The organism is Nitrospira sp. (assembly GCA_037045225.1).
Taxonomy (GTDB): domain Bacteria; phylum Nitrospirota; class Nitrospiria; order Nitrospirales; family Nitrospiraceae; genus Nitrospira_A.
The window spans coordinates 1036899-1057641 of record JBAOHZ010000009.1; the positions used below are offsets into that span (position 1 = coordinate 1036899).

Sequence of the window (20743 nt, forward strand, 5' to 3'; positions counted from 1 at the left end):
CTGAGTCTGCAAGAAACTTCCCGATGAAAACCATTCAACTCTGCTTCCTCTGGCATATGCACCAGCCGTATTACACGGACCCGCTCACCGGGTCTGCGAGTATGCCCTGGGTGCGCTTGCACGCTACAAAGGCCTACTTCGACATGGCCTTCCTCCTGGAGCGATTCCCGGAAGCCCGCTCGACCTTTAACTTCACTCCGTCGCTGCTGCTGCAACTGGAAGAGTTCTCCACCGGCCGCGTCCGCGATCTATTCCTGGAATATGCCCAGCGCCCGGCGGCCGACCTGACCCCGACTGAAAAGGCTTTCCTGATCCGCCATTTCTTCTCGGCCAACTGGGCCACCATGGTACGCCCCTTTCCTCGTTACCAGGAACTGCTGGTGAAACGCGGCGTCGATGTCCAGGGGCACGACCTCGATCGTCTGGCCAAACAATTTTCAACGCAGGAATTTCTCGACCTCCAGGTTTGGCACAATCTCGCCTGGTTCGGATACGGCAGCCTGCAGCGTTTTCCACGGCTGGCGGAATTGCGCGCGAAAAATCGGGGATTTACGGAAGAGGACAAGCAGGAAGTGCTGGCATTGCAACAGACCGCGATCCGGCAGATTGTTCCGATGTACAAGGCGCTTCAGGACCGTGGGCAAATCGAGTTGACCACCACGCCATTTTTTCATCCGATCCTGCCGCTGGTTATCGACTCGGAATTCACTCGCCGCGCCAGACCCGACCTGCCGCTGCCCGCTCGCTTCCACGCTCCTGCCGATGCCGAAGCCCAGGTGCGACGGGCGATCGAGTACCACACACACACGTTCGGCCGCCCCCCGGCTGGGCTCTGGCCGTCCGAGGGCTCGGTCTGTCCCGAGTTGTTGCCGATTCTGGGGCAAGCTGGAATTCGCTGGCTGGCCACTGACGAGGGCATCCTCTACCGGTCGCTCCGGATGGCCGACCAAGCCTGGAATCGCCATTATCACCTCTACCAGCCCTACGCAGTCGGCACCGCGGATCAGCCGCTCACCATGGTGTTTCGCGATCGGGACATTTCCGACGCGTTCGGGTTCGTCTACCACAAGACCACACCGGAATCCGCCGCCGACGATGTGCTCCGACGAATCCGAGGCCTCGCCTACGACATTCCACTGGAGAACGGACTCCTGGCTGTTATTCTCGACGGGGAAAACCCTTGGGAGCATTATCACGACGGCGGCGAACGTTTCCTCTCTCTGCTGTTTCGCGCCTTCGAACAGGACGGGCTCCATATCGGCCACGGCATTCGCGTTCACTTGAATACCATCAGTGACGCCTTACAATCCGTTCCTCCCCCTCAACGCCTCGAGCAGTTGCACTCCGGCTCCTGGATCAACCAGGACTTCAAAATCTGGATCGGTCACCAGGAAGACAATCGTGGCTGGGACCTCCTGCAACACACGCGGTCGCGACTCGTCGAACTCACACCGTCATTGACGCCGGAACGAGCACGCGCAGCCTGGGACGAGCTCTATGCCGCCGAAGGCAGCGACTGGTTCTGGTGGTATGGCGACGACTTTGATACCGATTACAAGCAGGAATTCGACCGGCTGTTCCGCACCCACCTGCGCAACGTCTGGACCTACGCCGGAGTGACGCCGCCCGAGATCTTGAATCAGCCCCTGGTCGAGACCCGCACCCCGCAAGGCCTGGACCAGGTTCGATTCCCGTTGGCGTTAATTACGCCGACCCTCGACGGACTGTCCTCGAATTTTTTTGAATGGCGTGGGGCCGGGACCATTAACACGACGCCGCCGCTGGGAGCCATGTGGAAATCCGAAGGACTCTTCACCGCCATTCTCTTCGGATTCGACCGCGAACACCTCTACCTAAGACTGGATTTCGACGAGCGATCCCAGTCACGCCAGGACGCCTGTGTCGCAGAGTTGTACATCGGCTCAGGCATCCAGCAATATAAGTTGTCCTTTGCGCTGACCGCCGAGGGCGCGGACACGATCCTACTCACGCGAGCAGACGAATCCGGCGCGTATCTGGACAGGGGCACCTTGAGCACGATCTGCCGCCGAACAATCTTGGAGCTGGGTATCCCCTTTAAGGAGCTGGGCATTGAGGTCGGCGCGGAATTGCGACTGACACTCACGGTCTCGGAACATGGGATGGAAATCGCCCGGTATCCCCATCACGGCCCGGCCACATTCAACCGACCGGGAGACGATTTTGAAGCCACAATGTGGCGAGTCTGAACGACAATACTTGCTGTCTCGTGTTCATGGAGGCATTCACCCTGCGCCCCGTCATTGAACAGCGAGCATTGCGTATTGATCATTGGCAACTAGAGGAGTCGAGATGCCCGAATTAAGAAGAGATCCGATCGTCGGCCGCTGGGTCATCATTTCAACCGAACGCGGCGGACGCCCCCAAGATCTGCACATGCCGTCGGCACCGCTGCCGTCGGCGTCCATGTGTCCGTTTTGTCCGGGACAGGAGCGCCTGACGCCTAAGGAAATTCTGGCGTACCGCCCGCATGCCTCGGAGCCGGACAGTCCGAATTGGACCGTGCGAGTCATCCCCAATAAGTTTCCCGCCCTGCATGTGGAAGGGGACATGGGACGGGAAGGCCTCGGGCTCTATGACCGGATGAACGGGATCGGCGCCCATGAAGTCATCATCGAAACCCCGACGCACAAAGAACGCCTCAGCGACTTGTCGGCAAAGCGGCTCGAGGATGTGCTCTGGGCCTATCGCGATCGGATCCTCGACCTCAAGAAAGATCTTCGGCTACGGTATATTTTGATCTTCAAGAATCAAGGCGCGGCGGCAGGCGCGACGCTGGAACACAGCCATTCCCAACTCATTGCCCTGCCCGTCGTCCCCACCAGCGTCCTCGAAGAAATCGACGGCTGCCGGCAACATTTCCAGCAGAAGGAACGTTGTATCTATTGCGACATCCTGCGGCAGGAATCAGCGGAAGGCGCCCGTGTGGTGCTGGAGAATCCGGAATTTCTCTGCCTGACCCCCTACGCCCCGCGCTTTCCGTTTGAAATGTGGATCCTCCCGAAACGACACACGGGATATTTCGAAGAATGTCAACGCACCCAATTTGAATTTCTGGCGCCGATCCTCGGCGAAGCCTTACGGCGCATGGATGCCGTGCTGGCTCACCCGGCCTACAACTTCATTCTGCACAGCTCGCCACTGCATGAGAAGACGGGAGATTTCTATCACTGGCATATCGAAATCATCCCGAAGCTGACCCAGGTCGCCGGATTCGAGTGGGGCACGGGGTTTTACATCAACCCGGTCGCACCGGAAGAATCAGCCAAGTGCCTCCGCGACGCCATCCTGTAACGGGGCAGATCGCAGGTAGACAGCACGCCCTTCACGGCTTCGCGCGGACGGAGGGATGTTCGCTTACCCTCCGCCGACCTTCCTCCGCCACCTATAGGTAATTCGCAGTCGGGTCCGCCCTGACCTTCTTGAGCATCATCGGCCTACTGGTGTGCCACATCATCGCGGGGATCAAGTAGCCAACAGCAGGTCGCACCCCATTCCTCCCCCTACCGACCGCGCCGCCCGCGCACCGGCTCACGACCGAACCTCGACGCGCCAACCACATTGCAATCCCACACAACTCAGCCGTATCATCGCGCATGCTTGTTCATCTCAGTCATCCACAACGCCAGGTTGAAATCAAAGGACCCAAACGCACCAAGGAATTGCTACGCGAACTCAATCTGGTGATTGAGGCGCATCTCGTCATCCGGGGCGATGAACTGGTCACGGAAGATGAAATGCTCGCGGATGCCGACCAGATTGAAATCCGGCCGGTGATCTCCGGCGGAAGATAGCCGTCAGTTGTCAGCACTCGGCTTTCAACTCACAGTTTGGCGGAATGTGATCCTGCCTGTTGCTGAACGCTGCCCACTGCAGACCGAAAGTGTGATGAAACCATGAATTGCGGCAAGTGCAAAACCAAAGCCGTCATCAGCCTCCCGCGACACAATGCCGCCTTCTGCAAGAGCTGCTTCACAACCTTCGTGCACGAGCAGGTCGCGCGCGCGATCAAATCGTTCAAGATGTTTACGCCCGAGGATCGCATCCTGGTGGCGGTCTCCGGCGGCAAAGATAGCCTCGCTTTGTGGCACATCCTCCTCAAGCTCGGCTACCGCGCCGATGCGCTCTATGTGAATCTCGGCATCGGCAGCTACTCTGAAGAATCGCATCGGAAAGTGCGGCACTACGCGGACAACGTGGCCGCTGCCCATGGCGCCAAACTGATCGTCCATGTCGTCGAGCAGGAAGCCGGCGCCGGCATTCGTGAATTGGCCACCATTCTTCATCGCCCTACCTGTTCGACCTGCGGGACCATCAAACGATACCAATTTAATCGCGCCGCAGTAGAACAGGACTATGACGTGATGGCCACGGGCCACAATCTCGACGACGAAGCTGCTCGCCTCTTAGGCAACGTGTTGCACTGGCAGGATGAATATCTGGACAAGCAAAGCCCCACCTTGCCGGCCTCCGTCGAAGGGTTCGCCAAGAAGGTGAAACCGCTTTGCCGATTGTCGGAACGCGAGATCGCCGCTTACGCGGTCGTCAATCGCATCGATTACATCGTCGAAGAATGCCCGATGGCGAAGGGATCCAAGATGATCCTCTATAAAGAGGTCCTCAACCGGCTGGAAACGGAATCGCCCGGCACGAAACAACGTTTTTATTGGGGGTTTCTAGAGAAGCAAACCAAGCCGGAGCCCACCACCGAATCCATGGCCGAGAAGGATCAGCGCACACTCCACCCTTGCCAATCCTGCGGACAACCCACCACCGCCGACACCTGCTCCTACTGCAAGATGATGGCAAAAGCCAAGACCGCCACACCTCGTTGAGCTCGTCCCAAACGACACATGAAGCGTCGGCCAGCGCTCCCGTCAATACAAACTCTTGCTGACCTCACTCGACCGGACACTCTCATTCCCATTCACGTCATACGCCGTCACCGCAAAGTAATAGGTCGTTCCGAGTTGCAGATTGCCGACCGTATGCGACGTGACAGCGCCGACATTGACCGGTGGGCCGTACACCCCGGATGCGGTCCCTACGTAGACGTTGTATCCGGCTAGGTCACTTTCCGTATTCGCCGCCCAGGTCAGCGTCGCTGACGTGCTGGATTTACTCGTACCTGTGCCCGTATCGGAAGATGTAGACGGCGACACGATGAGCGTGACAGGAATGGAGACGGATCCCCCCTTGCTGATGGTAATGGTCACCGCTCCGCTGTAACTGCCGGCGGCCAAACCAGTGGTATCCACCGAGACAACCACTTGCGCGGATGTCGTCATCACCCCGGACGCAGCAGAGGCACTCAGCCAGGCAGCATTGTCACTGCTCGCCCAACTCACCTGCCTGGAGGTTTTCTTGTAGAAATCTATGACTTGACTCGAAGGGCTGGGGCCCCCTTGCACGGCCTGAAACGTGAGACTTGAGGGACTGACTTGAACCGCCCAGGCAGCAGGCAGCACAACCAGGGTCAGCAACGATACCAACAAGCCAGCAATACAGACACGCCACCGTAATCTCAGAGCTGGCGAAGTGGCCCCTTGTTTCTTCCCGATCATGATTCCTCCATCCTGTCCTACACCGTCAACACAGACGGCCGCCTGTTTGAAACTATGGCGATACCCCTCACCGCATGAATGAGTCAGGCATGTGTCTCTAAGAAAGCACCGGTCATGCCACAGGGGCAGGACAAGAAAAATACCAAACTTTTCAAGCATATCGTCCCAAAGCCCACGGATTCGTCAATATGACAGTGTAGGCCTGATGATCCGCAAACGACCCGAATTGAACAGGACAGCACCTTTAATTCTCTTTCCCCGCCCACTGGGGAATTTTGCATCGCCTCGCTCGACTGTGTATAACCTGAGAGAGTGATGCGATGGATTTCCCTCTCTCAGCGCATCCCGCGCATATCAGTCTCTCCCCTGAGAGTCCCTCGCTGGTTCGGACTGCTGGCGCTCCTGCTTACTGTGCTGTCGGTCAGCCGACCCCAGGCTGAGTCCGCGCCGCAGCCAGGAGCCGGAACCCAAGCGACTCCCATCACCCTACGTTTCGTCTCCTGGAAGCCCGATCACCCGCGCGTATGGGACGAAGCCCTTGCCGAGTTCACACAAGCTTACCCTCACATTTCGGTGGTGCGCGAACTGGCCCCCCACAGCTCCACCGCGTATCACGATCTGCTGACGCAGAAGCTGAAAAATCGTGATACCACAGTCGATGTCTTTTTCATGGACGTCATCTGGGTGCCGGAGTTCGCGGAAGCCGGGTGGGCTCGTCGGCTCGACGAGCGATTTGCTCCGGCCATGCGCGAGCAGTTTCTCCCCGCCACCATCGAAGTCGGTCGATATTCCGACCATCTCTATGGGGTCCCCAGTCGCATCGATGCCGGGTTGCTCTACTACCGCTCTGATTTGTTGACCAAGTACGGCTTCTCACCCCCGACGACCTGGGACGAACTGGCCCGGCAGGCGGAAACCATCGTCACCGGGGAGCGATCGACGAACCCAACGCTGCGCGGCTACACGGCTCAATTCAAACAGTACGAAGGCCTCGTCTGTAACCTGCTGGAGTTTATCCATGGCCATGGCGGCAGCCTGCTGACAGCGGATGGAACACATTCCACTCTGGCCAGCCCCGAAGCGTTGGCTGCTGTGCAGTTCGTTCGTGACCGGGTGATCGGCAGGCTCGCATCACGCGCGGCGCTCACTTATCAAGAACCGGAATCCCTCTCCGTCTTTCTGCAAGGCCATGCCGTCTTTCACCGGAACTGGCCCTATGCATGGGAACTGGCCAACAACCGAACTCGCTCGACCGTCGCCGGACAGGTCGCCGTCATGCCACTTCCGGGACTCACTGAAGGACACACCGCAGCGGCACTCGGGGGCTGGCTCTACGGCATCAGCACGTACTCGCAACATCCGGACGAAGCCTGGGCACTCATCGAATTTCTTTCCGGCCAGGCCATGCAAAAGAAGTTCGCGCAGGAGGCCGGCATTGCGCCGTCTCGTCAGGCGTTGTTTTCAGACCCGGATCTGCTGGCGACTGCGCCACAACTGCGCACCCACTTGGACGTACTCCGGTCTGCGACCGCTCGCCCGCGTTCCCCCCTGTATCCCGCCGTCTCACATGCACTGCAACGGTATTTCAGCCGGGCCCTCGCCATCGACGGCCTCGACCTCGCACAAGAGGCGGCCGTCACCGACGCCCACATCGATCGTCTGCTCGCACTCACGAGAGTGACGCCATGAGCCGCTCAGCCTCAATCCTCCGACATCGAGAGAGCCTGGCGGCCTGGACCATGGTGGCCCCGGCCCTGCTGGTGACCATGGTCTTTGCGCTCTACCCGGTTCTGGATTCGCTCTGGCTCAGCCTACACAATATCTTCATCGGACTCCCGCAGCTCGGCAGTCCGTTCGTCGGTCTGGACAACTATGTGGCGCTGCTCCACGATCCCGTCGCGCAGCAGGCGCTGTTCGTCACCCTCGCCTTTGTCCTCCTCTCGACACTGCTCGAGTTGGCCTGCGGGCTGATCATCGCCCTCGTGATTCATGAGCAGTTTCGCGGACGTGGTCTCGTTCGGGCCGCCATCCTGATTCCCTGGGCTATTCCTACGGTGGTGGCGTCGCAGCTGTGGCGCTACATTTTCAACGACCAGTACGGGTTCGCAAATTTATTGTTGTTCGGTGAACGCGTCACCGACTACATCCCCTGGCTGGCCTATCCGGGCGTGGCCTTTGGCATCATTGTACTGGCCGACGTTTGGAAGACCTCCTCCTTTGCGGCGCTGCTGATCCTCGCCGGCATCCAGGTCATTCCCAACGATCTCTACGACGCAGCGCGTGTGGATGGGGCCACTGTCTGGCAGCGATTTTGGCACATCACTCTGCCGCTGCTGAAGCCGGCGCTGTTGCTCGCACTCTTATTTCGCACCATGGATGCGTTTCGTGTCTTCGATCTGGTGTTCGTGATGACACAAGGCGGCCCGGGCGACGCCACGCAGGTCCTGCAGTTCTATGGCTACCAAACCCTGTTCACGGAGGGCCGCATCGGGTATGGCTCTGCGGTCTCCGTGGCCGTATTCCTGATGATCCTGGCGCTGTCGTTGACGTATCTGCGCGCCATCGGGTCGAGCCTCCTGGAGCGCAGACGAACATGAATCGTCGGATTCTGCTCGCAGTGGGCATCCTCGGTACGGTGGGACTCAGTCTGCTGCCGTTCCTCTGGTTCGTCCTCACGTCGTTCAAGTCGCAACATGAGATCGAGGCCGCGCCGCCCGGCTGGTGGCCCTCGGGCAGCCTGGGATTTTATCGCTCAGCCCTCTTCGAGCATCACCTCTTCGACTATGCACTGAACAGCATGATGGTGGCCGGCTCCACAACATTGCTGGCCCTCCTGTTCGCCATCCCGGCCGCCTATGCTCTGGCTCGGCTCACCATCCCCGGAAAACAGGGCATTCTGGCGGTGCTGCTCTGCGTCTCGATGTTCCCGCAAATGGCCATCGCCGGACCGGTCTGGCGGCTGCTCGATTCCCTCGGCGGGCTCAACCACCGCTGGGGCGTCGTGCTCCCCTATGTAGCATTAACCCTGCCGCTGGCGATCTGGATTTTGGCCAGCTTCTTCAAAGAACTCCCGCCCGAGTTGGAGGATGCCGCGCGAGTGGATGGGTGCGGGCCCTGGGCGACCCTGTTCCGGATCACGCTCCCGCTGGCGACGCCGGGGATTTTTACCGCGGCGATCCTGATCCTGATCTATGCCTGGAACGAATTTTTCTTCGCGCTCCTGATCCTCACCCAGCCGGAACAACAGACCCTTCCTGTCGGCATCGCACTTTTTCAGGGAGAATTCACCATGCCCTGGGGCGAACTGGCCGCAGCGTCGGTTCTGGCAACTCTTCCGTTGATCGTGGTTGTGCTGTTATGTCAACGATGGATTGTAAGTGGATTGTCCGCCGGAGCGGTCAAAGGCTAGCAGAATGTTGAACAAGGGCTTCCAGCGGCGTGCTCGGTTATACGCCTCAGTCGACGTACGTCCTGCGGCCTTGCTGGACAGGCCGTTCCGAATAGCCTGTTGTTAAGCACCGTGCGCTTCGAAGGGAACCCTCATGGCTGAATTGGAACTGCGTGGTATCTCAAAATCGTTTAGTGCCCAACCCGTGTTGCGCGATATCTCGCTGCAAGTTCCCAATGGAAGCTTTACGATTCTGCTCGGCCCCTCCGGTTGCGGGAAATCCACGTTGCTACGCATTATTGCCGGGCTCGACAACCAGACATCAGGGCAGGTGCATATCGACGGAAAAGCCGTCGATCATCTCCCTCCGGCCGAACGGGATATTGCGATGGTCTTTCAGCAGTACGCGCTGTATCCGCACCTCTCGGTTCGCGAGAATCTCGCCTTTGCCCTCACCATACGACGCACTCCGCGCCAGGTGATCGATGAACGAATCGCCGAAGCGGCACAGTTGCTGGACATTGAGCCGCTGCTCGATCGCAAACCCAAGGACCTGTCCGGTGGGCAACGACAACGGGTCGCGATGGGACGGGCTATCGTGCGTAAGCCGAGGCTGTTCCTATTCGATGAACCACTCTCCAACCTGGATGCACAGCTGCGCACGTCGATGCGCATCGAGCTCAAAAAGCTCCAGCAACGCCTGCAGGCCACGATGATCTATGTCACCCACGACCAGGTGGAAGCCATGACGCTAGGCGATCGCATCGTGGTCATCGAGGGTGGACGCATCCGCCAGGCGGATGACCCCCATCGCACATACACCGCACCGGCCGACCCCTTCGTCGCCTCCTTCATCGGCACACCACCCATGAACCTCTGGGAAGGCACCCTCACGACAAAAGACGGCGCAACCGTCTTTCGAAGTCATGATCTGACCCTTCCGCTGCCGGCAAGGCTAAGCGCACCTCACGCGGCGGAGAATTCGGCCGCCACGCTTGGCATTCGCCCGGAGGACATCACGATCAGAGAATCGCCGGAAGCCTTGCAGGCCACAGGAACGGTGGAGCTGGTGGAGGACCTGGGGGCAGACCTGTTGCTGCATTGCCGGATCGGTGCACTTCGCCTCGTGGTGCGTGCGGCCCGACGCACCGACAAGATCCAGGGACAAACAGTGACACTCTTTTTCCCTCTCGATAAATTGCATCTCTTCATCGACCACCGCCGCTTTGACTCGCCCGACGCCATGCCCACTTGAGGACGACCCGTAGCTTCGCCTCACCGCAAGCACGACCAATCAGATCCGTGGGTGTGACACATGGGCTAGGGTTCTGAACTCGCTACCATCATCCATGCCGTCGAGGCGCTGGCCGTAGCCAGCCCGCGCTACTCGTCAGAATGTATGATTGCAAGACCTGACCGCGCCTTGCATTGACACCAGCATTGTCGGTCATCACACTCGATGAACCAAGGTGGGCCGTGTGCTAGTAATAGATCGCCCCGCTGGCGCCAATCGTCGCAATGCGCTGGCCACCCGCAAAGATCACTCGTGAACAACTCGCATTGTCACACTCGTAGAGCTTGCTGACATAGCGCGTGGTCGTGGTCCCTGCCGTCTTCTTGACCCGCCCACCGTCCCCGTCATAGACGAACGTAGTGGTTTGGCCCGCGATCGTGATTGTGAGAGGTTTGTTCTCGAGGTTATAAGTGAGTGTCCGGCCGGCCTCAGTAGGTCAACGAAGCCGTCGCGCCATTGGCGGCAAAGAAATTGTTCTCGCTTCGTTTTGTTTCGTTTGCAGCTTACGAAACGTCTACGCACCGTTCTGGCAACAGGTAATCTGGATGTTTTTGGGAGAATGATGTTAGGGAAATCTTTCGACATTCACCACTGAGCATAAATTCCATCTTTCCTGATACGGCTGAACTCGCACTCACAATGTACCTAACGTTGGGCTCTAGATGTGGATGAAGGCCCGCGTCAGGAAAAACTTGCTCAAGTCCCTCCGGCACTTGTCCAAACTTCAGGGTGGCCAGAGTAACAGGTTTAACTCTTTTCCAAGCCTCCCAATCGTGTTTCCCGGGTTCGAATTGTGGATAGTTGAACGCACGAATTTTCCAGATGGTTTTGCCCGTCTCAGACTCAATGATTTCTAAATCAATAATCGACACGGATTCTTTTGTGTTCTTGACATAATGAAACGTGAACCAAGGCTCACGTCCATCTGGCACCAGTCCAATTGAAATCTCGTCTAGAATACATGAGCTCATTGTGAGCAACACCCCCAGCAGCAAGCTCGCGGCGATATAGCGCTTCAACAGACACCACCAACACAGTCACAGTACAAATCCTTGGTCACATTCTCCGCGCCTTTTTCAAAAGAATTCGGATACCCATTGGATATCAAATCGCGAACGTATTGAGACTGAAACCCGAGGAGTCCCATGGATTGCTCCTGTAAAGCGTGGAGGACATTAACAGTCAGGTCTTGCAATCAAACAATGAGCCCAGAAACGGCAGTTGCGGGTCCTTCTTTTGGATGAATGCCGTCCCAGCTGAACTGCGCGACTGATGACTGCGCACCTCACGCGCCCATTCTAGCAGGGCCCATTGAATGCGCAAGACAGGGCACATTGCCGCCGGTAGTTCGATTGCCCCCTCATGATAGGCAACGGCTTGAAGTGGAGGAACACCGGACGGCCGGCGCTGATTCGTCGATTGCATTGATCAGGACGGAATCCCCGCCAGCGAATCCGCCGTGAACTGCGGTTCCGGCCACACGACCTACAGACAACGCGTGCTGATCGACCACCATCGTTCCGATCCACCCTCCGACCCACCCACTTGACTGCGGGCCAGGTTTTCTTATCTCTTTATTAACGACCTCGGCAGGCGGAAGAGAAAAAGCGCAAGTTCGCTTGCAATGCGCCAGGAGACCTCGTAAGCTCCGGAAAGGATTGCACTCTTGCCTGTGCGCACCGAATTATCTCCCACGGATAGACCCTGATGGCCACATCTCAACGCGGTTATTACGACATTCTCGGCGTGCCACGCGGTGCGACGGCCGACGACATCAAAAAGGCGTTTCGCCGCCGCGCCCGCGAAATCCATCCCGATCTCCATACCGGCACAAAAAAGACGGAGATGGAGAAGAAATTCAAGGAGTTGAACGAAGCGCACGAAGTGCTGTCGGACCCGGATAAGCGAAAAAAATACGATCAGTACGGCTCGAACTGGGAACAGGCGGAAGCCTATGAGCAGGCACGACAACAGGCCGGCGCCCAAGCGGGTCGCGGCGGCCAGGCAGGCGGATTCAGCGGCGACTTCGGCGATATCTTCGAGACCTTCTTCGGCGGACGCACTCGTGGTGGCGCCTCTCCGGGGTTTGCGGTTGATGGGGAAGATCTGGAAACCGACGTTCACCTCACCATCCGCGACGTCTTGACCGGGGTCACGCGGCGCATCGATCTCACTGAGCGCGTGCCGTGCAAAGCCTGCGGGGGCAGTGCCATCGTGCGCGGCCGTCCCTGCATCGTGTGCGGCGGCTCGGGCACGCAAGCTGAAAAACGCACCATTGAAGTCCGCATACCGGCAGGCGTGCAGGCTGACACCCGCGTCCGCCTGGCCGGCAAGGGACAACCAGGCATGCACGGGGGCAAGCCCGGCGATCTCTATCTGCGCGTCCATATCCAAGCAAACGGCGTCTTCCGGCAAAAGGGATTCGATATCCAGGTCACCCTCCCCATCTGGCCATGGGAGGCGGCTCTGGGCGCTGAGGTGATGGCTCCGACCCTGACGGAACCGGTGAAGGTAAAAATTCCCCCAGGCAGCAAAACCGACAGTAAGCTACGCCTCAAGGGCAAGGGCCTCCCGACCTCGACCGGCGAGCAGGGAGATCTCTTCCTGAAACTGAAAGTCGTCATGCCCACCGCCATCTCCGACGAGGAGCGAGCGCTCTATGAACAGTTAGGCCGCGGGCGCCATCTCGACCCTCGGGCGGAGATCATTGCCGCATCGCGGCGCAGTTCATCCTGACCTACGCCACACTAAGGCCGACTCCCGCTATGACCATTGCCGAATACGCGCTCCTCGCGTTCAGCTCTCTGTTCGTCATCGTCGACCCTATTGCCGTGGTCCCGGCCTTCCTCGCGATGACCCCACGAGATTCCGTGGCACAACGGCTCCGGACTGCGCGCGTCGCCTGCATGGTCACCGTCGCGCTCCTGACGGGGTTCGCCCTGTTCGGGCAAACCGTCCTCAAATTTCTAGGCATTACCTTGCCGGCGGTGCAGATTGCCGGTGGGCTGATCTTATTACTCGTAGCGCTGGACATGCTCCGCGCACAACGATCCACCGTGCAGGAAACGGCGGCGGAAACGGCGGCTGGCACCAGTAAGGACGACATTGCCATCACCCCGCTCGCCATCCCTATGCTGGCGGGACCGGCTGCGATCTCGACGGTGATTCTCCTGGAGACGCAGGCGACTACCTGGATATTGCAGGCCGTATTGTTGGGATGCCTTGTACTGATCGGGTTGGCGAGTTACATTATATTAGCGATCGGCGCACGCAGCGCGAAGTGGCTCAATCCTATCGCCGAGAAAATCATCGCACGGCTGATGGGCCTGTTGCTCGCCGCACTGGCCGTTCAATTTATGGTGAATGCCCTCACCGGAGACCAAGGGCTGTTACGCGGATTAACCGGACATTAACCGCTCTCAACTGAAGGAGGAACGAATGACGACGAAACTGTTCACATTGGCTACCGCTTCGGCCATCGCCTGCGCGCTGACGATCTCCCCCGCCTGGGCGAACCCCGAAGGGGGATACGGCGGGCACAGCGGCGGCAGCCACGAAAAAGGCCAGCACGGCATGGGTGCCGCGATGATGGAAATGATGATGCACGGCGGAGCCGGGCACCTCATTCGTCATCTTCTGAAGCATGACAAAGAGATCGGGCTGAGCGCCGAACAGGTCACCAAACTCAAGGAGCTCCAGCTCAATCTCGACAAGAACCGGATCAAGATGGAAGCCGATATCCAAGTCGCCGAACGGGAAGTGAAGGCCCTCAACGACGAGGAGAAGTCGGACATCGCCGCCATCGAAGCCAAGCTCAAGCAAAGCGCCGATGTGCAGATCGGACTCCGCGTCCTGTCGATCAAGACCAGACGGGAAGCTCTCGCACTACTGACTCCGGAACAACGTGCGAAGGAACAAGCCGAGCATGAGAAGATGATGCAGCAGCATAAGGGCCAGACTGCTCCCCACGGCAAGGATCCGCATAGCAGCAATCCACACGGCGCCAACCCGCACGGTGAGGCGAAACCCCACTAACCCGTACATCCCACAGAACCGGAGGTCATACATGATCAAGCACGTTGCAGTACCCGCCCTGATGGTCGCGGCACTCTGTTTCATGACCACACCTGCCTGGAGTGACAAGGGACACAAAGGCAAGGACGAGAAGTGTGACGCCGCCGAGTTGGTGAAGGATGCCAAGGTCACCATCGACCAGGCCATTAAGACCGCGCTGGACGCGGTCCCCGGCACAGCCGTCGAAGCCGAGCTGGAAAAGAAGCACGACAAAACGGTCTGGGAAGTCGAAGTGCTGGGAGCCGACGGCACCATGACGGAAGTCCATATCGACGCGGGAACAGGCACCGTCATCGATAAAGAAGCGAAGCACGAGAAACACGAGAAGAAGGACAAGCACGACAAGAAAGACAAGCACTAGTCCATGCCCGTCAGGGGCGCGCCTCCGGGTGCGCCCCTGCCATTCCTCCCCCTCGTTCTTTCGCGCTGCCCCCTTTACCCGTACCATTCTGTGCCTGATTCCAACTTGGCCGTAAGATCCGCGGATTGACCCTCCACGCCCTTCTGTGCGAAAGTTTCGCGACCCACTAGCCCGCATGATTCACGAGAGCGCGTGACGAAACCGCCGAGATGCCACGCGAAACGGGCGCGCGGAGCTGCGAGGAAAGGCGGCATCCTTGCACAGGCTATTGACCGACTGAGCGGCGAGCCCGCCCGTCGTCAGGGTTGTCGGAGCGGCGTCCCGACGGTTGAAGTAGACATCTTCGTGCCTCATGCGAGCGACAGAGCACGCGCTGTACTAAACGGTAGTCTTCCGGTCCCGTAACTGAAGGAGTTTCCATGACGATCGACCCACGACACAAAAGCCACAACTTGCTCGATGGACCGGGCCGCGCCCCGGCCCGCGCCATGCTCAAAGCCGTCGGCTTCACCGACGCGGACCTCGAACGCCCCCTGATCGGCGTCGCCAACACCTGGATCGAGGTCATGCCGTGCAATTACCACCTCCGCCGCCTCTCCGAGCGGGTAAAAGCCGGGATTCGTGCAGCAGGCGGCACGCCGATCGAATACAACACCATCGCGGTGTCGGATGGTATTTCCATGGGCACCGAAGGGATGAAGGCCTCGCTGATCAGCCGGGAAGTCATCGCCGACTCCATCGAATTGGTCGCACGTGGACACTTGTTTGACGGAGTGGTCGCCCTGTCCGGTTGCGACAAGACGATTCCAGGCACCGTCATGGCCCTCTGCCGGTTGAACGTCCCCTCACTCATGATCTACGGCGGCTCCATCATGCCGGGACAGTTCCAGGGACACGACGTCACGATTCAAGACGTCTTCGAAGCCGTCGGGAAACACGCTTCCGGCAACATGACCAACGCCGAGCTGAAAGACTTGGAGGACCATGCCTGTCCGGGACCCGGTGCCTGCGGCGGCCAGTTCACCGCCAACACCATGGCCATCGCCTTTGAATTCCTCGGTATCTCACCGATGGGCCGCAATGGCGTCCCGGCCATGGACCAGAAAAAAGACGACGTGGCGTTCGAATGCGGCAAACTGGTCATGGACCTGCTGAAGAAAGACATTCGTCCCAAGCAGATCATCACACGCCGCTCCATTGAAAATGCGATCGCCGCGGTGGCGACGACTGGCGGATCGACGAATGCCGTGTTGCACCTGCTGGCCGTGGCACGCGAAATGGGCGTGCGGCTGACCATCGACGATTTCGACAAGATCAACCGGAAGGTGCCGTTGTTGGCCGATCTGAAGCCGGGCGGTCGATTCACCGCGGCGGACTTATATGCCGCCGGGGGCACCACTCTGGTCGCCAAGCGCCTGCTCGACGCGAAGATCCTGCACCCGGATCAGATCACCGTCACGGGACGCACCATCAGTGAGGAAGCCAAGGCCGCTACGGAGAAGCCGGACCAGCAAGTCCTGCGCCCCCTGGCCAAGCCGATCAAGCCGACAGGCGGCTTGGTCATCCTCAAGGGCAACCTCGCTCCGGATGGGTGCGTCGTGAAAGTCGCCGGCCACTCCATTCTGCATTTCAGCGGACCGGCCAAGGTCTACGAGCGTGAAGAAGATGCCTTCAAGGCCGTACAGGCCGGCAAGATCAAAGCCGGCGATGTGGTGGTCATTCGATACGAAGGACCGTCTGGCGGCCCGGGCATGCGAGAGATGCTGGGTGTCACGGCCGCCATCGTCGGAGCGGGACTCGGCGATTCCGTCGCCCTGCTTACTGACGGTCGGTTCTCCGGAGCCACGCATGGCCTGATGGCCGGGCATGTCGCGCCGGAAGCCATCAAAGGTGGTCCGATCGCAGCGGTGAAGACCGGCGACATCATCACCTTCGACATCACGAAGCGGCGCCTCGACGTCAACGTGACGCAAAAGGAACTGGCCGCGCGGCTGAAGAAGGTGAAGCACCCGTCACCACGGTACCTGTCCGGCGTGATGGGGAAATATGCCCGCCACGTCTCCTCCGCGTCGGAAGGGGCGGTGACGACCTAGCCATGAGCAGCCTGCTTCGATGGAGTCTCGCGGCGGCGGTGCTCGTCGCTGCCTGCTTCGTCGAGGCAGGCCATGCCGCCGCTGCAACCGAGCGTTCCGATGCCGCTTGCGCCGATTGGCACAGCCGTCATCCGGAATGGCTCTGGTGTGACGATTTCGAAGTCGACCGGCTGGAGAGTTATTTCGAGTACGACATCCGACATGGCCGCTTCGTCCGCGAGGCCGGAGCAGGGGTCGGCCATTCAACCGGCATGCGTGCGGAATACCTGCCCGGGGATCCCCACGGCGGATCCCTCCACCTGGCGTTCGGCAAGACTCCCAGCGCGTATATGAAACCGGTGGATGCCGGGACCGCTAAGTACCGCGACATCTACTGGCGGTTCGACCTGCGACTGCACCCGGACTGGACAGGCGGAGGCGCCGACAAGTTGACCAGGGCCACGATTCTTTCGAGCGACCGGTTTGCGCAAGCTGCCATCGGCCATCTCTGGAGCGGCGCGTTACCTGGATCGGACCCAGAACGGCTCTATCTCGACCCTGCGTCCGGCACGGACGAATCAGGCGCGTTGCGCACCACCACCTATAATGATTTCCCTCGCTTGCGCTGGCTCGGCGCTGCCGGCGGGCACACTCCGCTCTTCAGCCAGACCAACATCGGAACGTGGTTTTGTATCGAAGTGCACATGAAGCTGAACAACGGCGATGCCGGCGACGGCGTCCTTGAGTATTGGATCGACGATCGATTGGAGGCGCAACGAAGCGGCATCAATTGGATCGGGAGTTATCGTGACTACGGCATCAACGCCGTGTACCTGGAGCAGTATTGGACCTCCGTCCCGTTTGCACACGTGCAGCAACGGTACTTCGACAACTTCGTGGTCTCCACTGCCCGCATCGGATGCGCCCTGTGACACAGGCCGCCACGTCGGCAGTCATGGTGGATCGCCCAACATTTAACCGTTTCTTGATCCACCGCCAGCTGCGGTTGGAGTAGACTGCCGACCCACTGGTTATGTCATCGCCACAGACACCGTCAGAGACTCAACCCCACGCAGCGACGTCGAAAACGACCGTTCGCCGTCCAACCACCAGTGATCTCTCCCGGCCGGAATGGTATCTCAACCGCGAATTAAGCCTGCTGGAGTTCAACCGCCGCGTTCTCGATCTGGCAAAGGACCAGAAGGTCCCGCTGCTGGAGCGCCTCAAGTTTCTCTGCATCGTGAGTTCCAATCTCGACGAGTTCTTCGAAGTCCGCGTCGCGGGACTCAAGGAGCAGGTCACCCATGGCGTGGAACAACGGGGTGCGGACGGCCTGACCCCGTCGGAACTCCTGGCTCGTATCGCCGCACTGACGCACCAACTGGTTCACGAGCAATACGTTGTGCTGAATCACTCCCTCATTCCGCAGCTGGCCGACCAGCGAATCCGGTTTCTCAAGCGCGCCGATTGGATGCCCGCGCACATTCGATGGATGCGCCGATTTTTTTCTCGGGAACTACTCCCCCTCCTGAGTCCGGTGGGCCTGGATCCGGCGCATCCCTTTCCCAAACTCCTTAATAAGAGTCTCAACTTTCTGGTGACGCTCGAAGGAACCGATGCCTTCGGTCGCCCCAACGGAACCGCGATCGTGCAGGTTCCACGGTCGCTTCCACGCGTGATTCAGCTGCCGAAACGCAACGCCGCTTGGCCGCACGACTTTGCGTTCCTCTCATCGGTGATCCATGCGTTTGTGCACCAACTCTTTCCCGGCATGCACGTCACCGGTTGTTACCAGTTCCGCGTCACGCGCAACAGCAATCTCTTCGTGGATGAGGAAGATGTCGACGACCTTCGGCGCGCGCTCGAAGGACAGCTGCCCGAGCGGCGGTTCGGCGACGAAGTACGGCTAGAAGTGGCGGACAACTGTCCGCCCGACCTGGTCTATTTCCTACGGGAGCAATTCCATCTGGATGCGCGAGACGTCTATCAATGCCATGGACCGGTCAATCTACATCGACTGATGGCGGTGCCCGATCTCGTCGAACGGCCCGATCTGAAATTTCAGCCATTCACCCCCGGCATTCCCACGACTCCCGTGCCGAGCGAAGATTGGTTCGACGCCATCCGGCAGGGCGATATCCTCTTACATCATCCCTATCAGTCCTTCGCGCCGGTGACGGAATTCCTGCGCCAGGCAGCGACGGACCCGCACGTCCTCACGATTAAACAAACGTTGTATCGGACGGGGGCGGATTCCGCGATCGTGCAATCGCTGATCGATGCCGCGCGAGGCGGGAAAGAAGTCACCGTGGTGATCGAGCTACGGGCCCGCTTCGATGAAGAGGCCAATATCGAGTTGGCGCATGATTTGGAGGAAGCCGGCGCGCATGTGGTCTACGGTGTGGTCGGACTCAAGACCCACGCAAAAATGAGTCTGGTCCTCCGGCGGGAAGGGCGTCTGCTGCGGAGCTATACACATCTCGGAACCGGCAACTATCACGCTCGTAATGCGCGGCTGTATACCGACTTCGGATTGCTCACCTGCGATGCCGCAATCGGGCTGGATGTCCGGACGGTCTTTCAGCAACTGACATCCCTGGGCCGGCCGGGACGGCTCAAGCACCTGCTCCAGTCACCGTTTACCCTACATGCCACGCTCCTGAAATGGATCGGACGTGAAACCGATCGTGCAAAACAAGGCCGACCAGCCCACATCATCGCCAAGATGAATGCGCTGCTCGAACCCCAGATCATTCGAGCCCTCTACAAGGCCTCTCAGGCCGGCGTCAAGATCGACTTGATCGTTCGCGGCCCCTGCGCCTTACGGCCCGGCATCGTGGGCCTCTCCGAGCATATCCGGGTACGTTCCATTATCGGGCGCTTCCTTGAACACAGCCGGATCTTTTATTTCTTGAATGACGGCGACGATCGGGTCTTTCTCTCCAGCGCCGACTGGATGGATCGCAATTTCTTTCGTCGTATCGAGGTCGCATTTCCGGTCTTGGAGAAGACCCTGCGTCAACGCGTGATCGATGAAGGCCTCCGTCCCTATCTTGAAGACAATACGGACGCCTGGATTCTCCATCGCGACGGGACCTACCAGCGGCAAACGCCAGGACGAAGAGCCGCGCGGTCGGCCCAGCAGTCGCTGATGAACAAGCTCGTCACCTAACCCCCTTCTAGCGCAGCCGCTCGTCATTATTAACTCCGCCTTAACCGGTCGCTTATCCGGTTGTCACTCCAGCCGTCTATGCTGGGGGCTCGGCAATGAGGAAGGGAGCACCATGAGGATCGCGCAGGCCGTCCAACGCCACCCACGCCACCGGGCATTTGCGTCGTTACGCACACATCACTCGAGCATATCGATTGGGAGTTGAGCTGCGTCCACCTCTCCGCACCTCTCTCCCGGGCTGTTCCCCTCTTCTGAGCCGGAGCGGAACAGCCCACCCATTTTGACCCGAACCTGCGCGTTTGTGAGGCCGAACGACCGGCCCCGGTCCAGCCCGGTCTGATCACGCCATCATGGCAAACGGGAGCAAGGCAGGAAAGGAAGATTAAAACGATCGGAGAGCGGTGATTCGCAGCGCGACGTTCCAGGGCGATGACCGCATGAACACCGCAACCTCCGGTGCCCGCGGCACCATCCGCACGAACCCGCTCAAGACCTCGGCAGGGACAGCGTCCGCTTTATCTCCCGGACACGGTACCTCGACGCTATCCTGGCGGCATCCCACGACAGCGACTCAGCAGAACAGGGACCAACCACTATTCAGACGAGCGGTTGCCCTCGCGACTAGTCCCGGCTAGAGCGCATCCGCACACAGGCATTCGAGGCGCTCTTGAACGCAACTTGCGCAAAGAGTCGCGTGCGGCCGGTGTCTCAGTTGTATGAAGGGAATCTCCTTCCGGCACTCCAGGCACACACCGTTGGTCTTCGGCCGTGCATGACGG

17 protein-coding genes are annotated in these 20743 nt (G+C 59.4%); 15 read left to right on the forward strand and 2 right to left on the reverse strand.

Annotated features, from left to right (window positions below; all coding sequences use genetic code 11):
- The first annotated feature begins 23 nt into the window (after window positions 1–23).
- From V9G17_05615 to V9G17_05630, 4 genes are all read left to right on the forward strand, one after another.
- Entirely contained in the window at window positions 24–2228 is a 2205-nt protein-coding gene (locus tag V9G17_05615; GenBank protein ID MEI2752061.1) for a glycoside hydrolase family 57 protein, read from the forward strand.
- Window positions 2229–2331: 103 nt separating this feature from the next.
- On the forward strand, window positions 2332–3333 hold the full coding sequence (galT, locus tag V9G17_05620; protein ID MEI2752062.1) for a galactose-1-phosphate uridylyltransferase: 1002 nt from the start codon (window positions 2332–2334) through the stop codon (window positions 3331–3333).
- Between the two features lie 302 nt (window positions 3334–3635).
- The gene (locus V9G17_05625; protein MEI2752063.1) at window positions 3636–3833 is read left to right on the forward strand and encodes a MoaD/ThiS family protein; all 198 of its coding nucleotides are present in this window, start codon (window positions 3636–3638) and stop codon (window positions 3831–3833) included.
- Between the two features lie 102 nt (window positions 3834–3935).
- Window positions 3936–4874 (forward strand): ATP-binding protein, encoded by a 939-nt coding sequence (locus V9G17_05630; GenBank protein MEI2752064.1) that lies wholly within the window; start codon window positions 3936–3938, stop codon window positions 4872–4874.
- A gap of 42 nt (window positions 4875–4916) precedes the next feature.
- Here V9G17_05630 and V9G17_05635 read toward each other — a convergent pair whose 3' ends face one another.
- Entirely contained in the window at window positions 4917–5603 is a 687-nt protein-coding gene (locus tag V9G17_05635) for a fibronectin type III domain-containing protein (GenBank protein MEI2752065.1), read from the reverse strand.
- A 315-nt stretch (window positions 5604–5918) separates the two neighbouring features.
- On the opposite strand from V9G17_05635, the gene V9G17_05640 reads away from it, so the two are divergent.
- From V9G17_05640 to ugpC, 4 genes are all read left to right on the forward strand, one after another.
- Window positions 5919–7292 carry an ABC transporter substrate-binding protein gene (locus V9G17_05640; GenBank protein ID MEI2752066.1) on the forward strand — a complete coding sequence of 458 codons (1374 nt, stop codon included), beginning with the start codon at window positions 5919–5921 and terminating at the stop codon, window positions 7290–7292.
- Window positions 7289–8200, forward strand: coding sequence for a sugar ABC transporter permease (locus V9G17_05645; GenBank protein ID MEI2752067.1), 912 nt, complete (start codon window positions 7289–7291; stop codon window positions 8198–8200). Before V9G17_05640 ends, V9G17_05645 begins: the two co-directional genes overlap by 4 nt.
- Window positions 8197–9012: a carbohydrate ABC transporter permease gene (locus tag V9G17_05650; protein ID MEI2752068.1), complete on the forward strand. Its 816-nt coding sequence runs from the start codon at window positions 8197–8199 to the stop codon at window positions 9010–9012. Before V9G17_05645 ends, V9G17_05650 begins: the two co-directional genes overlap by 4 nt.
- Before the next feature lie 133 nt (window positions 9013–9145).
- Complete coding sequence (gene ugpC / locus V9G17_05655; GenBank protein MEI2752069.1) at window positions 9146–10246, forward strand: sn-glycerol-3-phosphate ABC transporter ATP-binding protein UgpC; 1101 nt, start codon at window positions 9146–9148, stop codon at window positions 10244–10246.
- Window positions 10247–10788: 542 nt separating this feature from the next.
- On the opposite strand, the gene V9G17_05660 is transcribed toward ugpC, so the two are convergent.
- Complete coding sequence (locus V9G17_05660) at window positions 10789–11304, reverse strand: hypothetical protein (GenBank protein MEI2752070.1); 516 nt, start codon at window positions 11302–11304, stop codon at window positions 10789–10791.
- 688 nt (window positions 11305–11992) lie between these two features.
- Between V9G17_05660 and V9G17_05665 the strand changes: the two genes are divergently transcribed.
- The 7 genes from V9G17_05665 (at window position 11993) to ppk1 (ending at window position 19964) form a co-directional block, all read left to right on the forward strand.
- On the forward strand, window positions 11993–13021 hold the full coding sequence (locus tag V9G17_05665; protein MEI2752071.1) for a DnaJ C-terminal domain-containing protein: 1029 nt from the start codon (window positions 11993–11995) through the stop codon (window positions 13019–13021).
- A gap of 29 nt (window positions 13022–13050) precedes the next feature.
- Entirely contained in the window at window positions 13051–13698 is a 648-nt protein-coding gene (locus V9G17_05670) for a MarC family protein (protein ID MEI2752072.1), read from the forward strand.
- A gap of 25 nt (window positions 13699–13723) precedes the next feature.
- Window positions 13724–14320, forward strand: coding sequence for a Spy/CpxP family protein refolding chaperone (locus V9G17_05675; protein MEI2752073.1), 597 nt, complete (start codon window positions 13724–13726; stop codon window positions 14318–14320).
- Between the two features lie 31 nt (window positions 14321–14351).
- Window positions 14352–14720: a PepSY domain-containing protein gene (locus V9G17_05680; GenBank protein ID MEI2752074.1), complete on the forward strand. Its 369-nt coding sequence runs from the start codon at window positions 14352–14354 to the stop codon at window positions 14718–14720.
- Window positions 14721–15139: 419 nt separating this feature from the next.
- Window positions 15140–16813 (forward strand): dihydroxy-acid dehydratase, encoded by a 1674-nt coding sequence (gene ilvD / locus V9G17_05685; GenBank protein ID MEI2752075.1) that lies wholly within the window; start codon window positions 15140–15142, stop codon window positions 16811–16813.
- 2 nt (window positions 16814–16815) lie between these two features.
- Complete coding sequence (locus V9G17_05690) at window positions 16816–17724, forward strand: hypothetical protein (GenBank protein ID MEI2752076.1); 909 nt, start codon at window positions 16816–16818, stop codon at window positions 17722–17724.
- Window positions 17725–17825: 101 nt separating this feature from the next.
- Complete coding sequence (gene ppk1 / locus V9G17_05695) at window positions 17826–19964, forward strand: polyphosphate kinase 1 (protein MEI2752077.1); 2139 nt, start codon at window positions 17826–17828, stop codon at window positions 19962–19964.
- Window positions 19965–20743: the final 779 nt, after the last annotated feature.

Excerpts from the sequence above, each read along its gene's own strand:
- V9G17_05615 (MEI2752061.1), top strand. The coding sequence starts at position 24 with ATGAAAACCATTCAACTCTGCTTCCTCTGGCATATGCACCAGCCGTAT.
- galT (MEI2752062.1), top strand. The coding sequence starts at position 2,332 with ATGCCCGAATTAAGAAGAGATCCGATCGTCGGCCGCTGGGTCATCATT.
- V9G17_05625 (MEI2752063.1), top strand. The coding sequence starts at position 3,636 with ATGCTTGTTCATCTCAGTCATCCACAACGCCAGGTTGAAATCAAAGGA.
- V9G17_05630 (MEI2752064.1), top strand. The coding sequence starts at position 3,936 with ATGAATTGCGGCAAGTGCAAAACCAAAGCCGTCATCAGCCTCCCGCGA.
- V9G17_05635 (MEI2752065.1), bottom strand. The coding sequence starts at position 5,603 with ATGATCGGGAAGAAACAAGGGGCCACTTCGCCAGCTCTGAGATTACGG.
- V9G17_05640 (MEI2752066.1), top strand. The coding sequence starts at position 5,919 with ATGCGATGGATTTCCCTCTCTCAGCGCATCCCGCGCATATCAGTCTCT.
- V9G17_05645 (MEI2752067.1), top strand. The coding sequence starts at position 7,289 with ATGAGCCGCTCAGCCTCAATCCTCCGACATCGAGAGAGCCTGGCGGCC.
- V9G17_05650 (MEI2752068.1), top strand. The coding sequence starts at position 8,197 with ATGAATCGTCGGATTCTGCTCGCAGTGGGCATCCTCGGTACGGTGGGA.
- ugpC (MEI2752069.1), top strand. The coding sequence starts at position 9,146 with ATGGCTGAATTGGAACTGCGTGGTATCTCAAAATCGTTTAGTGCCCAA.
- V9G17_05665 (MEI2752071.1), top strand. The coding sequence starts at position 11,993 with ATGGCCACATCTCAACGCGGTTATTACGACATTCTCGGCGTGCCACGC.
- V9G17_05670 (MEI2752072.1), top strand. The coding sequence starts at position 13,051 with ATGACCATTGCCGAATACGCGCTCCTCGCGTTCAGCTCTCTGTTCGTC.
- V9G17_05675 (MEI2752073.1), top strand. The coding sequence starts at position 13,724 with ATGACGACGAAACTGTTCACATTGGCTACCGCTTCGGCCATCGCCTGC.
- V9G17_05680 (MEI2752074.1), top strand. The coding sequence starts at position 14,352 with ATGATCAAGCACGTTGCAGTACCCGCCCTGATGGTCGCGGCACTCTGT.
- ilvD (MEI2752075.1), top strand. The coding sequence starts at position 15,140 with ATGACGATCGACCCACGACACAAAAGCCACAACTTGCTCGATGGACCG.
- V9G17_05690 (MEI2752076.1), top strand. The coding sequence starts at position 16,816 with ATGAGCAGCCTGCTTCGATGGAGTCTCGCGGCGGCGGTGCTCGTCGCT.
- ppk1 (MEI2752077.1), top strand. The coding sequence starts at position 17,826 with ATGTCATCGCCACAGACACCGTCAGAGACTCAACCCCACGCAGCGACG.